The sequence below is a fragment of the Neobacillus niacini genome (assembly GCF_036961885.1).
GTDB lineage: Bacteria > Bacillota > Bacilli > Bacillales > Cytobacillaceae > Neobacillus > Neobacillus niacini_H.
Map to the genome: position 1 here is coordinate 80,798 of NZ_JBALNQ010000029.1, position 15,472 is coordinate 96,269.

Genomic DNA, 15,472 nt, shown 5'->3' on the forward strand with positions numbered 1-15,472 from the left:
TGATATGATATTATATTAAATTGTTCGTGTTTGGATGATAAAAATTGCTTGTAATCGCTAAAAATATAAGATATTATAATCAAAAGACAAACGATAAGGAGGTTGTGTTAGGTGTTTGGTAGCCAAGCGAAAAAAGTAATGTTACTAGGTTCGGGTGAACTTGGAAAAGAGACAATCATAGAGGCACAGCGTTTAGGGCATGAGACCATTGCGGTAGACCGCTATGAAAACGCACCGGCCATGCAGGTTGCACATCGTTCTTATGTTGTGGACATGCTTAATGGAGAAGAACTTCGGAGATTGATAGAACACGAGAAACCAGATTTAATCGTTCCGGAAATCGAGGCGATTGCTACAGAAACCTTAATGGATCTTGAAAACGAAGGTTTCCGTATCGTACCGACAGCTAATGCTGTGAACCTGACCATGGATAGAGAAGGAATCCGCCGATTGGCAAGCGAAGAACTTGGGATTCAAACAGCGAAGTATGCCTTTGCGGACACCCTGTACGAACTAAGGAAGGCTGTACTGGAAATCGGTACACCCTGCGTGATTAAACCCATCATGAGTTCTTCTGGAAAAGGTCAAACCATTTGCCGTTCGATAGAGGATGCAGAGTGGTCCTGGAATGAGGCGGTTGCAGGCGGACGGGGTAAAAAAGCCCGTATGATTGTGGAGGAATTTATCCATTTTGATTCTGAAATCACGCTATTAACCGTCCGATCCATTTCTGGAACAACCTTTTGTGCTCCAATCGGACATGTGCAAAAAGATGGTGACTATATCGAATCGTGGCAGCCGCATCATATGTCTGATGAACAAATTATAGAGGCGCAGAATATCGCCAAAAAAATCACTGATGCTCTTGGTGGCTACGGACTTTTTGGAGTTGAATTATTTCTTACTCCACAAGGTGTCTATTTTAGTGAAGTTTCACCCCGACCACATGACACAGGGATGGTTACCATGGTTACACAAGATTTATCTGAATTTGCGCTGCATGTAAGGGCGATTTTAGGCTATCCGATTCCAGAAGTTCAGCTTGTGAATCATGGTGCAAGTCGTACGATTAAGGCAACAGAAGAAAGTAAGATCTACCAACTATCTGGATTGGCTGAAAGTTTATCCATTCCTTATACGCAGGTTAGAGTATTTGGAAAACCGGAAACAAAAGCGGGACGACGGATGGCGGTCGTGTTAAGCAAGGGAGTATCTGTGAATGAGGCTAGAGAACGGGCCGAATTAGCAGCTTCTAAAATCACGGTGACGTATGACGAATAACTCTTTGAAATCATCAGCAACGAGACAATACAATATGGAAAGAGGGACAAATGAATGCAAACAAAAAATCGTTGGTTAATCGCATTATCTGCAGTTGGGATTCATATTTCGATTGGTTCAGTTTACGCTTGGAGTGTTTTCACAAATCCACTTCAACAAGAAATGGGCTGGGGATTAAAGCAGATTTCCCTGACATTTAGCTTGGCTATTCTGTTTTTAGGTTTATCAGCAGCCTTTTTAGGACATTTTGTAGAGAAGTTTGGCCCAAGAGCAGCAGGAACGCTAAGTGCTCTGTTTTTTGGTACAGGCATTGCAGGGGCTGGTTTAGCCATTCAATTAGAATCATTACTACTACTCTATTTATTTTATGGAATGATTGCTGGCATTGGGTTAGGAGTAGGCTATATTACACCTGTTTCTACGTTGGTAAAATGGTTCCCAGACAGGAGAGGTCTTGCGACAGGACTCGCGATTATGGGATTTGGTTTTGCTTCCTTAATTAGCAGCCCGATTATGAATCATTTAATCGAGCAATATGGGATTTCTAACACCTTCTATATACTTGGAGCAGCCTACTTTGTCATCATATTTTGTTCTGCACAATATCTGGCTCCGCCTGCATCGGGTTGGGTACCTAAAAGTATCGCAGCAGCAGGTCCCAAATCAGGTGGTATGAAATTAAAAGAAGATCTGCGTCAGTTAACCGCCAATGAGGCAGTTAAAACAAGACAGTTTTGGGCCTTGTGGATTATGTTATTTATCAATATTACCTGTGGAATTGCAATACTTTCTGTTGCATCACCAATGGCTCAGGAGTTGGTAGGAATGTCTGCAGCTGGGGCCGCAGCAATGGTTGGAATCATGGGATTATTTAATGGTGGAGGAAGGATTGTTTGGGCTACCATCTCTGATTACATCGGAAGACCGAATGTATACACACTATTTTTTGCTTTTCAAATTGTTGCCTTTTTTATGCTTCCAAATATAACAGTGGGAATTCTATTTTCGATTATTGTTTATATGATTATGACCTGTTATGGGGGAGGCTTCGCTTCCATACCTGCCTATATCGGCGATTTGTTTGGAACAAAACAGCTAGGAGCCATTCATGGTTATATTTTGACCGCATGGGCGGCAGCCGGTCTAGCTGGACCTATTTTTGTTTCGTGGGTCAGGGAAACTACCGGAAGCTATCAGGGGACATTGGTCATCTTTTCAGGAATTTTTATTGTAGCCCTAGCCGTTTCGCTCCTCATTCGTCTTGATATAAAAAAATTAAAGACGATGAGCAAAAAACAAATCTTCAACAATGCTGGGTGATAGAAATAAAGTATTAAATGTTACACAGGGTTTGGGTCAAATGGGGAGTTTCTATTTTACCCAAACCATCGTGTATCCCAAAATTTCGGTAAAATAGTTTTTGTTAGAATGGTTTATATTAGGAATGTGACAGATAATTCTATCGGTTTTAAGAAAACGTTGAAAATAGGTAAAATTTATCAAATTATACGAACTAGACTACGAGTTAAAGTATTCGGCTGTTCAGCATTCTCCAATTAGCGAGGGTATAAACAACAAGAAAAAGGGGAGAGTTTATTATGAAAAACAACATGTTTAAGAAATTAGCTTCGGTAGCAACTATTTCAGCCACGTTATTTATGCTTGCAGGATGTAATTCATCTTTACTAAATGAAAAAAAAGTAGAAGGGGCCCAGAGACCAATTATCATTCAAGGTCCAATGCCTATAGAAGCTGAATATTTTGCGGGAAAATTAGAAAAAGTAAAAGTGGAAAAATCCGGGAAGTTTGTTTTTTATAAAGGTAAGCTTAACAATTACCCTGTTATTGTGACTAAAACAGGTAAGGGAATGGAAAATGCAGCTGCTGCAACAGCATTGGCGATTGAAAAATATAACCCGATCGCCATCATCAACCAAGGTACATCTGGCGGACATAATCCAGAACTAAATGTATTTGACATTGTGTTAGGGGAAAGAACGACAAACATTGGATCATTAAAGACAACAAATTTGGATGAAGGCCAAGGAACTGATCCAACTACATGGATTCCGATGGATTTAATGGCTTCGGAAGGAAGCGGGTCAGATGACAGTGCTAATAAAGTCCGTTACTACTACGGAGATAAGGATTTACTGGCAGCTGCTAATGCAGTAAAAGATACATACACGAAGGGTAAGGTTGTCGAAGGTACGATCGGTTCAGCAGATTTTTGGAATAGCGAAGTAGACCGAATTAAATGGATTCATGAGATTTACGGTACTGATGTAGAAGAAATGGAAGGTGCCTCAGTAGCACAAATTTCCGATGCTTATGATGTAGCATTCTTGGGTATTCGAATTCTATCGAATAATAAAACAAATGGCGGTACTTACGATCCGGGTACAGCAGCAGCTAATCAAGCCTATGTTTATGAAGTTGTTAAAGAATATATATCTATGATGAAAAACAAATAAAAACGAGATAAAGCCCTCTTCTATAGTGGAAGAGGGCTTTATCTATTCAGCTTTTAATAATGAATGTCCCTAGTTATTTGCACCATAGCTTATTAAGTTCGTAAAGATTCGGTAGCCTCCAGGAACTTGGGCATTGATTTGGCGGTAGAATACCAGGTTGGTGTATAAGAATGTTCCTTCACCGTATTTAGCCATTAGGATTCCGCTATCGAATGGTGCTTCGCCAGGGTCTGCCATGGATACGAATGTTTCATAGTTGGCATCCCATGCAGTTGGGAAGTAGAGAGCTCGTTCTTGTACCCATCCATCCCAGTCACGATCATTAATTACATTTGGATAGTTAAACAACGCATGTTCTGGTTGTGTGACTGTAACCTTTGCGTTTTCATCCGTCACACGCACACGAATAGATGGTGATCCGATGGTTAATGAATACGGCGGTGTGAATTTACCATTATTCCATGGATCTCCAGAAGTTACATACTGCATTACTAAATGTCCGCCATTTTTCACATATTCAAGCAATCTGGCGTTATTTTGCAACACATCTGGTCTTCCAAGTGTTGATCTAATTCCAGCTACGATTGTATTATATTTTGATAGATCACCAGTGGCAAGGTCTTCAGGTGTAATCTTGGTAATATCAAACCCAGCATTTTGTAATGAATCTGCAATTGTGTCAAAGCCGCTGTCAATGTAACCAACCTTCAGATTGTCTGGTTTTAATAACTCAAATGCAACCCCATTAATGTTGGAAGGGTACATGAAGTATGAGTCATTGATATGGTCATATTTAATTTCTTGTACGGTAGTATCAAATGACTTACCATCTGCTACTGCAATTGCTGCGATTGTGAAGTTACCATCCGCAACAGTAGTAGGAGGAACTAATGTGAATGCTGCTACTTGTTCCTCATATCTTTTTGTAAAACTGACATCTGCTGTTGCTGGTTCACTCGTCCAGCCTTCAGGAAGATTTAAAGAAACCGCAGCCTTTTTAGCACCATTCGAATAGTTTTTCACTTTAACTGTGACTGGAATTTCTTTTTGTACGTTGGCAGTGTTAACCGTGATATTGACTGGGTCTGGTGTAACACTTAATTCAGGGAGCACACTCACTGTATTATCTAAATCAATGACAGCTGTTGTTTTCACTCCGTTTTCTTTAAATGTTAATTGTGCTTTAATCACAGCGTCGCCATATGGTTGGTAATATTCTGCACTAGATGGAACGGTGACATTGAAGGTAACAGTCTTTGATTCGCCCGGCTTCAGGTGCTTTACTTGAGTTACACCTTCATGTTTCCAATTATCAGGAGTTAGTAACGCTGCTTCGATATGTTGGATTTTTTTGGTTCCTTCATTAGAAATCGTAACATCAACTTTCGTTTGTTCTCCTTGTGTTAATACATAAGAACCGATTTCAACATCAACAGCAAGGTTAGAAGAAACGAAACTTACTTGTTGAAGCTGTTCTGCTTTTAGTTCAAGCTTATGGAGCAAGTCATTTTTTACACCGGAATCCAAGTTTGCTGAGTTTGTACTAGCAATTAATTTTTGTACAGTCCCTAAAGCCTTTTGTGATTTAGGTAATATCGCTTCACGATCTGGGTAAAGCTTAATGATGCCTTCTAATTCGTTTTGTAATCTATCCAATTGCTCACTGACATTAGCAGCAGGAACAATATCTGCCCAAGCATGGAAGTCATAAGGAACCCCTGCAAAAAGGTCAGTTGAAGCTGTTGCTACAGCTGAATGTATCAATTTTAAATGTGATTGCCTAGGTGCCACTGGGATATCATTCCCCATTCCTTGGCTCTTGTGCAGATATCGGGATGCTTCACCAAGTTGCGGGTAGCTCATACCGTAGATTGGGTCAAAGTCACCAATTTCGATAGAAGTTGTGGCTGTATCTTTATTTACTGGTAAATAAAACTTTTTAATCTGCCAAGGCTCTACTCCATTTTCCAATTGTTCAGGGAAAACGGTTGGATCGGCTGCGTCTTTAAACGCTCTTTCAGATAAAATAGCCATCAATCTGTGGTGTCCATGCTGGCTGTCAACATTTTCGAAGGATGGCATGACAATATCTGGCTGATACGTTCTAATAAATTTGATTAGACGTTCGTACGTAACTTCTTCCCCCCATTTTGTTAGGGTTTCATCAGGCGATTTCGAAAAACCAAAATCATAGATGGCATCAGATGTGGTTTCACTTAAATGGTAGGCTTTTACACCATTTACCTTGGCCGCTTCAATCATTTCATTAGAGCGGATAATTCCAAGGGCATTTCCTAACTCATTTCCAATCGCATTTTGACCTCCTTCACCACGGTTGGCGATTAAACTAGCTGTTTTCACACCTAAACCGCGAGATAAATAGGCAAGTAAATCACTGCGTTCATCGTCTGGATGTGCACCTGTGTTCAAGAAAGTAACAGTAGTATCTAGAGGATTAACAACATTCCAAAGCTCAACATCAGCTTCATTTTGTTCTTGTGCAAGACTGATTGGAGGTAGTAGGGAAGCGATTAAAAGAATGGACATCAATATACAAAAAAGCTTTTTCAATTTTTGAAACCCCTTTCATTAGTGAGTAAAATGAATAGAACCAATTCTCCTTTCTTGATTATGTAGTTTTAGTTAGTAAATATAACTAACTAATTGAACAAAGGCACTTTCAAATACGATTATATTACCTTTCAGAATATTGTAAATATTACTAAATAACTATCTGGAATTTAAAAATAAGGTCTAATTTCATGGTACTAAAGTAATGGATACCAGTATTCATATGCATTTAAAAGGCTGGATCGTATTTAGTTTTTCCTATTTAGTCGCAATTATTAAAATTTTTAAAATTAAATATTGGCAACGCTTTCAACTTGGGTTATAGTGTAATTAAATTAGTTAAACTTACTAACTAACGCTATCAAAATTAATTAAGGCCGTGATGTTTATGAAAAAGAAACTATCAAATGCAGAAATACGGACGAATAATAAAAAGATGGTTTTACAATGTATTAAAAATTATCAACCGATATCTAGGGCAGAAATAGCGGAAAAGCTCCATTTTAGCAAGCCAACCGTTTCCTTGATGATCGATGAATTAGTCAGAGAGAACTGGGTTTATGAGAAAGGCATCGGAGAGTCCTCTTCACAAGGCGGCAGAAGACCGATTCATCTTTATTTTAATGAAAAGGCTGCCTATGTCATCGGGGTGGATATCGGTGGCACCAAAGTAAAAATCGCGATTTCTAATCTTGGGGGAAAGATTATCTGCGCAAGTAGTTTTAATACGAGAAAACAATTAGAAAATGGATTGCTAAAACAAATTCAAAAAGAAATACTAGAGATGATTCAAAGGAATCAGTTAGATAAGAGTTTAATTCTCGGTATGGGAGTAGGGGTACCAGGTATTACAGAAACGAAAACGGGGGTTGTTGTAGAAGCACCAAGCTTGAAATGGGTTCGTTATCCTTTTTTGACAGAGGCTGAACGATTCTTTTCCTTCCCAGTTTATGTTGATAATGATGTAAATATAGCCGTCTTAGGAGAACAATGGTTAGGCAGGGCTAAGAATAAAGAAAATGTACTGTTTATATCCGTTGGTACAGGGATAGGCAGTGGAATAATAATTCATAATCAGCTGTATCGTGGATCCTCTTATGCGTCAGGGGAGCTAGGATATATGGTTACAGATAAAAATGATATGAAAAATGAGTTTAAACCAATTTTTCATCGCTATGGTTATCTTGAAAGTGTTGCTGGTGGAAAAGCAATCGGGAAAAAATTTACAGAGCTTGTCCAGCAAGACAAGGGTCATCCTTTATATACTGAAGCGGCGGAAACAGAGTTGACTGGTGAGCAGGCTTTCTTGTTAGCAAAAGCAGGAGATTTGACTGCTCTTACGGTTGTCAGTGATGCTATTGAACATTTAGCCTATGGAATCATCAATGCTGCTACTCTATTAAATCCGGAGGTTGTTATTCTGGATGGAGGAGTGATGAAATCTGCTGATTTTATTCTTCCAAGATTAAAAAAGATCGTACATCAATACCTGCCTAGTTCAGTAGACATATTTCAATCGCAATTAGGTGAAAATGCAGGAGTTTTAGGGGCGGTTTCTTTGTTCTTGAGGGAGTACGATAGTATTTTGAGTTAGGTTGTTCACTATTTTGGTTCTTTGCAGGGTAATTTCGCCTGCTTTAAGAATAAATAAAATCATTTATAGGGGGAGAAGTATGTTAAAGAAGAAAAATTTTTTGGTATTCTTGATAGCTGTTCTAATGCTTTTTGTGTCAGCCTGTTCGAGTAGTTCTTCAGGCGGGGAAAAACCGGAAAAAGAAAAGGATGAAGGAAAAACAGAAGAAACCGCTAAAGCAAGTGGCAGCCTTGTTATCTATACCGCCCGTGACCAAACGATTGTAGACAAAGTGGTTGAAATGTTTAATGAAAAATACCCCGATGTAAAGGTTGACGTGTTAACAATGGGAGCACAGCAGGTTCTTGAACGTGTTCGTGGGGAAAAGGCAAATCCACAATCTGACTTTTGGTGGGGTGGAACACAATCTGCTTTTATGACAGCAGCAAATGAAGAACTGTTAGAATCGTTCAAACCAAGCTTTGATGCAAGTATTTTACCAGAACATAAGGATTCTAAAAACCGTTGGTATGGTGAAATGCTTCTGCCAGAAGTAATCATGTACAACTCTGACATGCTTAAGAAAGACGAAGCACCACAGGATTGGGATGATCTCCTTGATTCGAAGTGGAAGGACAAAATTATTATCCGTGGTGTCTTAGCATCAGGTACCATGAGAACCATCTACTCTGCGATGATTCATGAACAAGGTGCAGATACTCCTGATAAGGGTTATGAGTGGTTAAAAAAGCTTGATGCCAATACAAAAGAATATGCACAGGACCCAACAAACCTATACTTAAAGCTTGCCCGTCAAGAAGGTTCGATTTCGCTTTGGAATTTACAAGATATTCTTATCCAAAAAAATCAGCACAACCAACCATTTGATTTCGTATATCCAAAAAGTGGAGCACCAATTTTAGTCGATGCGGTTGGACTTGTGAAAGATGCGAAAAACCTAGAAAACGCAAAATTATTCTATGAGTTCTTATTTGATCCAAAAACTCGTACTACTCTAGCTGAGGATTTATTCCAAATTCCAACTCGTACAGATATCGACAAGGCATTAATGCCTGATTGGTATAAGGAGCTTGAATTTAAGTCATTAGATCTTGATTGGGAAGTAATGGCTGGAAAAGAAGCTGAGTGGATGCAACATTGGGACGAAAATATTAAAGGTAAAAATAAATAGGTTTCTATAAAAGGGGTGAAGAAGGTTTTTCACCCTCTTTTACAAGCTAAGAAGGTATTAACTACTTTCTTATTTTGTAAAAGACTAAGCCATCAAAAAGGCTTTTCTTTTTTGGCTAATTAAGAACAGCGAGGTGTTTGTGTTGAAAAGTGTAAGACTTGATGACGTTAGTAAAATGTTTGGAACATCAGTTGGCGTTGAGAACGTTGATATCGATGTCAAACCTGGAGAGTTTTTCACCTTTTTAGGTCCATCAGGATGTGGAAAAACAACGACATTACGGATGATAGCGGGATTTTATTATCCGTCAAAGGGAAAGATTCTCTTTGATAACAAGGATGTAACGACGCTGCAGCCGAACAAACGGAATATTGGGATGGTCTTTCAAAACTATGCCCTTTTCCCTCATATGACGGTCTTTGAAAATATTGCATTCGGACTTGAAGTTCGTAAAATGTCAAAAGCGGTGATCAAAGAAAAAGTCGAACGTGCCCAAAAGCTAGTACATCTTGAAAAATATGGGACGCGTAAAATTAATGAACTTTCTGGTGGACAACAGCAGCGTGTTGCTTTAGCGCGTGCTCTAGTGATTGAACCAGATATTCTTCTTCTTGATGAACCGCTGTCCAACTTAGACGCAAAATTGCGTGAGGAAACGAGATTAGAGATTAAGAGACTTCAAGTGGAATTAGGTGTCACGACCATTTATGTGACTCATGATCAAACTGAAGCGATGACCATGTCAGATCGAATTATGGTTATGAAGGAAGGGGTCGTCCAACAAATTGGAACACCGCAAGAGATTTATAACCAACCTACCAATCACTTTGTTGCGTCCTTTATTGGAGAATCAAACATCGTAGAAGCGGAAGTCGTTGAAGTAAAAGGGGATGCTGTCAAGGTTAAGTTGGATGACGACATCTTCGTTCAAGGGAGTATGACGCAATCTGCAAATGGGAAAAAGCTGGCAGTAGGTGAATCTATTAAAGTTTCAATTCGTCCTGAGGCGGTATTTGAAGGTACAGGTCCAAATCAGGTGACAGGCACCATTCAATTCGTGGAATTTACCGGGGTTAGCATCAATTATGTGGTAAAAGTAGGCTCTAACATCATGAAGGTTATGATTATCAATAAAGGAAATGAAATCCTTAAGCGCGGCGATTCGATTACCCTTCATGTACCTGAAAAAGGAATCTACTTAATTGGAGAATAGGAGGTGAAAGAATGAATGCGAATCAAACTACGGCTGTGCGAGAAAACTGGTGGGCACGGCTTACACGTTCAAAATATTTTATCTATGTTTTAATTTCACCACTTTTTTTAGTTCTTTTAGCGTATGTAATCTATCCTTTTTACCAAACATTTGTTCAAAGTGTTGTTGGCAAGGAGGGAGCTACCCTCGAAAATTACCAGCGCTTTTTTGGGTTAACAAGTACAGCCAACCTTGAAGCGCTTTGGACAAGTGTATATATATCAGTCATTAGTGTGATAACCTGTGCGATTGTAGGTGTCACCATGGCGTTTTTAATGGAACGTTACGAGTTTCCCGGCAGAAAGATTCTTTCTGTCTTAATCCTTGTACCGATGGCATTGCCGCCTCTCGTAGGTGTGTTATCTTTTACCTTTCTCTATGGTGAAAGTGGGATTATCCCAAGAGCATTTCAGGTATTATTTGATCTCGAAAAAGTACCGTTTTCATTAAAAGGTGTAATGGGTGTCATCGTTGTTCATACGTTTACCATGTACACCTACTTTTATTTAACAGCCGCTGCAGCGATTAAAGGTTTGGATCCGTCCTTAGAAGAGGCGGCAACAAGCCTTGGATCTGGAAGAATTCGTATTTGGTTGAAGGTTATCCTTCCGATGTTAACTCCAGCGTTAATCGCATCTTCTTTACTGGTGTTTATGATTTCAATGGCATCCTACACAGCACCGTTGATGTTTGGTGTCGAACGGACGATGACCATGCAAATCTATTTATCTCGTACAAATGGAAGTCTCGATATGGCCGCTACACAATCTACTATTCTATCTATTGTTTCGATTTCCTTCTTAATTTTGATGAGATGGTACCAAGGACGACGGAACTATCAAAATCAAAGTAAAGGGATTAGTGTTCACCGCACTGAATTACGTTCTCAATTTGCAAAATACATGTCAATGTTCCTTTCATTTATTGGGGTTATTATTTTAATGCTTCCAATCCTTGTTCTTATCCTGATTTCCTTTTCGGTCGATGGGGAATGGACTGTTCAAGTGATTCCAACCGCCTATACCCTGCAGCACTATATTGATTTATTTACCGATGAACGAACATGGCGCCCAATTTGGAACAGCTTGCAGATGAGTTTTGTGGCAACAGCTGGAAATATTTTGTTCGGGGTGGCGGCAGCCTATGCCATGGTCCGGATGAAGTTTAAAGGAAAAGCCGTACTTGATATTTTAATCATGGTTCCATGGGCACTGCCAGGGACCGTTGTAGCCGTTAACTTGATCGCGGCCTTCAGCGAACCGAATGTATTCAGCTTTAATCAAGTGTTAATAGGAACATTCTGGATTTTACCATTAGCATATTTCGTACGGCATTTACCACTTATTTTCAGATCTACTTCTGCAGCATTAATGCAAATGGATGAGTCGATAGAGGAAGCCGCTCGTAGTTTAGGTGCAAATTGGTGGTACACCTTTAGAAGAGTCGTAGTTCCAATGGCATTCTCAGGTATTCTGGCAGGAACTTTACTGGCTTTGGTTCAGGGTATAGGTGAATTCGTTGCGTCTATCTTAATTTATAGTACATCAACAATGCCATTGTCTGTAGCGATATTCCAAAAAATGTATGCGTTCAAATTCGGAACAGCCTGCGCATACGGTGTGCTGCAAATTATTTTGATTATAACTGTTCTTTTCGTATCACAAAAAATAACCGATGGAAAAGCAGGATCAGCCATTTAACGGGGGAGATCTAGTTGAAAGCATGTGACATTCATGCAAGAGACTTAAAAACACTTGAACAAGCACCATTTGCTGTGGTTCCGTTAGGGAGCTTAGAGTATCACGGTCCTCATTCTCCTTTAGGTACGGATATTGTGTTAGCAGATGGATTTGCCGGCGTGATTGACCCCAGCTTAGGTGGTGCCGTGTTCCCAACCGTTCCCTATACAGCTTGTCCGGGAAAAACAAACAAATATAAAGGAACCATTCCAATCCGCCCTAGTATTATTCAAGAATACTTGATTGATATAACGCTGGGAATCATCGAGCAGGGAATTAAAAAAATTATTCTCTTAAATGCGCATGACGGCAATATGGGGGTATCTCGAACAGTAGCAGAATATGTAACGGGTAAGCATTCCGATGCAAACTTCTTACTCGTAAACTGGTGGCAAATGGTTGATATCAATGCTGCTGCCGAAATTGGATTTGAAGGCACGAAAGGTAGAGGCCATGGCGGGCCTTATGAAATGTCTGCTGTTAAAGCGTTTCGTCCGGATTTGGTCCATGTAAATGCAGAGGATGAAGAATTTAAAGAGGTACAGCCGCTCTCATCCTACCCCTACATTCTTGTGGAGGGCACTCCAAAGGCGTGGAATGGTTATACAGGGCTTATTCAACAAACTTCCTACGAAAAGGGGAAGAAAATCGTTGAAATAGCAACGACAAATATGAATGTGTTAATCAAAAACTGGCTTGAAAATTAGTAGACAGAAGGGATTGACCAAAGTGAAAACCTCACTGAGAGAACAAATCATAAAAAAGGAAGGCACAAATTTTCCTTCTAAAACCTATACGTCCATGGTGCTGGAACCAGCCTATGATGAAGCGAAAAAACAATTTATTGACTCTATGGTTGAGATTCATAATGCCCATTTGATCATGCTTGTGGAACAAGGGCTTGTTGGAAAGGAAGAAGCACGGAAAATTGCCAAAGCAGTAGCCAACTTGAATGCTGAAGAAGTTAAAAGCAGAAGGTACACAGGTGAGTTTGAAGATTTATTTTTTGAAATCGAACATGCCCTAATTGAAGATGCAGGCGACATTGCAGGAAACCTTCATATTGCTAGAAGCCGCAATGATATGGGAATTGCGATTTACCGCATGACATTAAGGAAAAAACTTTTAGTATTGATGGAAAAGGCGTTAACACTTCGTGAGGCACTGATCGAATTGTCAGACGAACATAAAAAAACGGTGATGATTGGCTATACCCATACCCAACAGGCGCAGCCAACCACATTGGCCCATTACTTAAACGCGATGACAGATATGCTTACACGTGATATTACGAGACTGCAGGCAGCCTATAAAACCGTTAATCGCAGTAGTATGGGAGCAGCGGCTCTAACTACCTCGGGATTCGGTATTAGCCGCGACCGGATGAAAGAACTCCTTGGCTTTGATGACATGATTGATAATGCTTGGGATGCGGTTGCAGGTGCCGATTATATAGCGGAAACGGCGACAGCTGTTCAGTTGTCAGCACTTAATTTAGGTAGATCCATCCAAGATTTTTTACTTTGGGGTACACAGGAGTATGGAGCATTTCTTCTATCTGCCCCATACGTACAAATTAGCTCAATCATGCCGCAAAAACGCAACCCTGTTTCCATTGAGCATATGAGAGGACTTTTATCAAGTGTGGCAGGAGATTGCCAAACTGTCTTGCTCATGCTCCATAATACGCCATTTGGAGATATTGTGGATACCGAAGATGATATGCAGCCTTATATGTGGAAGGCAATCGAAAAATTAGGCGGCATTTATGATTTATTAACGTGTGTTTTACTGACGATGGAAGTGAAAAAAGAAACCCTTTTAAATAGAGCTAAGGAAAGCTTTGCTAATGTTACGGAATTAGCGGATACAATCGTGCGTAAGGATGGACTATCATTCCGGCAGGCTCACCATGTTGTAACCGCAACAGTTAAAGAGCTAATGGAGAGTGGAAAAACGTCATTAGAATCATTAACATTGGAATTATTAAACACACAGTCAAAAAAGGTAGTAGGGAAGGAATCTGTTCTAACAGAAGAAGAGTTAAATCAATGCTTGAGCCCTGAATATTTCGTTCAAATCCGTGACTTAGAGGGTGGTCCCAGCCCGAGTAGAATGGAAAAAACAATCGAAATTCGATTAAATGAACAGAATCATTTGGCTTGCTGGTTAACAGAAAAACAAGAGCAACTTTTCACATCCGCTTCTGTGGTGGAGGACATCATAACGGAATGGATTGAAGCGGATGAATAAGAATTCCATCGAACTGCTTGGGGTCGATGGGGGAGGAACCAAAACCCGGGCAGTCCTTGTCAAAGCTGATGGAACCATCCTTGGGGAAGGTCTGGCCGGGGCTTCTAATTATCATGTGGTAGGAGCGGAGGGAGCCGAAAAGGCCTTAACGGATGCTATTCTTGCTGCTTTTAAGGATGCAAAAATGGACGAGGTTCAAGCAGTGAGTATAGAAAAAGCAGTATTTGCATTAGCAGGAATTGATACGGTGAATGATAAAAGTGAAGTAGAAGGCATTGTTCAGCGTGTTATTAAAGCTTTGTCTATTGAAATTGGTAATTTACTAGTTGAAAATGACTGCCTATCCGCCTTATTAGGAGCTATCCAAAACAAAGCCGGCGTTCTTTTAATTGCTGGAACAGGTTCGATTGTGTTTGCTCATGATGGCAACAATCGAATTGTCCGGTCTGGAGGCTGGGGTCACCGGATCGGTGATGAAGGAAGCGGTTATTGGATTGGCAAACAAGCCATCCAGTCTGTTCTCAAAATGGTGGATGGCCGTGGAGAGGATACACTGTTATCAAAGCTGATATTAGAGAAATTTAATTTTACTAAAGTTGAAGAACTTTATAACTGGACATATAGTGATTGTTATTCTGTTGATGATGTAGGAGCTCTTGCCGCTGTAGTGGATGAGGCTTTTCAATTAGGTGACACAGTAAGTAAGCGCATTTTAGATGCTGCGGTAGATGAACTACTGCTTCTAATCGAAACGGCAATTGAAAAAGCTGACATCCGGCAGAACGAATTTGATATGATTATTCAAGGTGGGGTTTTCCATAACAACCGCTACATAAAAAATCAAGTTAGCCAAAGAATTCGACAAAGTACTACAAAAGTGAAAATCAGAACATCCACCGAAGAGCCGATTCGTAATATTATCAAACGTGGGTTGCAATTAATATAGATAAGATAAAACCAAAGATTTGGCTGATATATGCAGAAATAAATGAAGATGGTTCGTCTACAGATCCCCGATGATTAAAGCTTGAGAAAGACATTGATGAAAAAGTAAAAACGATTGGAAAACGTCCCTTTTAGGGGTTTTTTCCAATCGTTTTGTCCGTTGGGTTCGATCCCAGTACTTCCTGCCAAAAA

Annotated in this window: 11 protein-coding genes; 10 read left to right on the forward strand and 1 reads right to left on the reverse strand. The window is 39.9% G+C overall.

Translation table 11 applies throughout. The features are described from left to right. The first annotated feature begins 138 nt into the window (after window positions 1–138). From purT to V7124_RS13490, 3 genes are all read left to right on the forward strand, one after another. On the forward strand, window positions 139–1,281 hold the full coding sequence (gene purT / locus V7124_RS13480; protein ID WP_420490541.1) for a formate-dependent phosphoribosylglycinamide formyltransferase: 1,143 nt from the start codon (window positions 139–141) through the stop codon (window positions 1,279–1,281). Window positions 1,282–1,335: 54 nt separating this feature from the next. Then, window positions 1,336–2,601 carry an L-lactate MFS transporter gene (locus V7124_RS13485; RefSeq protein WP_335489859.1) on the forward strand — a complete coding sequence of 422 codons (1,266 nt, stop codon included), beginning with the start codon at window positions 1,336–1,338 and terminating at the stop codon, window positions 2,599–2,601. Between the two features lie 278 nt (window positions 2,602–2,879). Beyond that, entirely contained in the window at window positions 2,880–3,755 is an 876-nt protein-coding gene (locus V7124_RS13490) for a 5'-methylthioadenosine/S-adenosylhomocysteine nucleosidase (RefSeq protein WP_335489862.1), read from the forward strand. Window positions 3,756–3,824: 69 nt separating this feature from the next. Here V7124_RS13490 and V7124_RS13495 read toward each other — a convergent pair whose 3' ends face one another. After that, on the reverse strand, window positions 3,825–6,326 hold the full coding sequence (locus V7124_RS13495) for an NEW3 domain-containing protein (protein ID WP_335489865.1): 2,502 nt from the start codon (window positions 6,324–6,326) through the stop codon (window positions 3,825–3,827). 388 nt (window positions 6,327–6,714) lie between these two features. On the opposite strand from V7124_RS13495, the gene V7124_RS13500 reads away from it, so the two are divergent. From V7124_RS13500 to V7124_RS13530, 7 genes are all read left to right on the forward strand, one after another. After that, entirely contained in the window at window positions 6,715–7,920 is a 1,206-nt protein-coding gene (locus V7124_RS13500; protein ID WP_335489868.1) for an ROK family transcriptional regulator, read from the forward strand. A gap of 79 nt (window positions 7,921–7,999) precedes the next feature. Next, window positions 8,000–9,091, forward strand: a complete 1,092-nt coding sequence (locus tag V7124_RS13505; RefSeq protein ID WP_335413045.1) for an extracellular solute-binding protein — start codon at window positions 8,000–8,002, stop codon at window positions 9,089–9,091. 142 nt (window positions 9,092–9,233) lie between these two features. Continuing rightward, on the forward strand, window positions 9,234–10,304 hold the full coding sequence (locus V7124_RS13510) for an ABC transporter ATP-binding protein (RefSeq protein WP_335490148.1): 1,071 nt from the start codon (window positions 9,234–9,236) through the stop codon (window positions 10,302–10,304). Between the two features lie 11 nt (window positions 10,305–10,315). Next, window positions 10,316–12,043 carry an ABC transporter permease gene (locus V7124_RS13515; protein ID WP_335489871.1) on the forward strand — a complete coding sequence of 576 codons (1,728 nt, stop codon included), beginning with the start codon at window positions 10,316–10,318 and terminating at the stop codon, window positions 12,041–12,043. A gap of 14 nt (window positions 12,044–12,057) precedes the next feature. Beyond that, the gene (locus V7124_RS13520; RefSeq protein WP_335489873.1) at window positions 12,058–12,789 is read left to right on the forward strand and encodes a creatininase family protein; all 732 of its coding nucleotides are present in this window, start codon (window positions 12,058–12,060) and stop codon (window positions 12,787–12,789) included. Between the two features lie 22 nt (window positions 12,790–12,811). Then, window positions 12,812–14,335, forward strand: a complete 1,524-nt coding sequence (argH, locus tag V7124_RS13525; RefSeq protein WP_335489876.1) for an argininosuccinate lyase — start codon at window positions 12,812–12,814, stop codon at window positions 14,333–14,335. Beyond that, window positions 14,328–15,281: an N-acetylglucosamine kinase gene (locus V7124_RS13530; protein ID WP_335489879.1), complete on the forward strand. Its 954-nt coding sequence runs from the start codon at window positions 14,328–14,330 to the stop codon at window positions 15,279–15,281. Before argH ends, V7124_RS13530 begins: the two co-directional genes overlap by 8 nt. Window positions 15,282–15,472: the final 191 nt, after the last annotated feature.

Bases quoted from the DNA above. Each gene is read 5' to 3' on its own strand.
- V7124_RS13485 (WP_335489859.1), top strand. From the start codon at position 1,336: ATGCAAACAAAAAATCGTTGGTTAATCGCATTATCTGCAGTTGGGATT.
- V7124_RS13515 (WP_335489871.1), top strand. From the start codon at position 10,316: ATGAATGCGAATCAAACTACGGCTGTGCGAGAAAACTGGTGGGCACGG.
- V7124_RS13490 (WP_335489862.1), top strand. From the start codon at position 2,880: ATGAAAAACAACATGTTTAAGAAATTAGCTTCGGTAGCAACTATTTCA.
- V7124_RS13530 (WP_335489879.1), top strand. From the start codon at position 14,328: ATGAATAAGAATTCCATCGAACTGCTTGGGGTCGATGGGGGAGGAACC.
- V7124_RS13505 (WP_335413045.1), top strand. From the start codon at position 8,000: ATGTTAAAGAAGAAAAATTTTTTGGTATTCTTGATAGCTGTTCTAATG.
- purT (WP_420490541.1), top strand. From the start codon at position 139: ATGTTACTAGGTTCGGGTGAACTTGGAAAAGAGACAATCATAGAGGCA.
- V7124_RS13500 (WP_335489868.1), top strand. From the start codon at position 6,715: ATGAAAAAGAAACTATCAAATGCAGAAATACGGACGAATAATAAAAAG.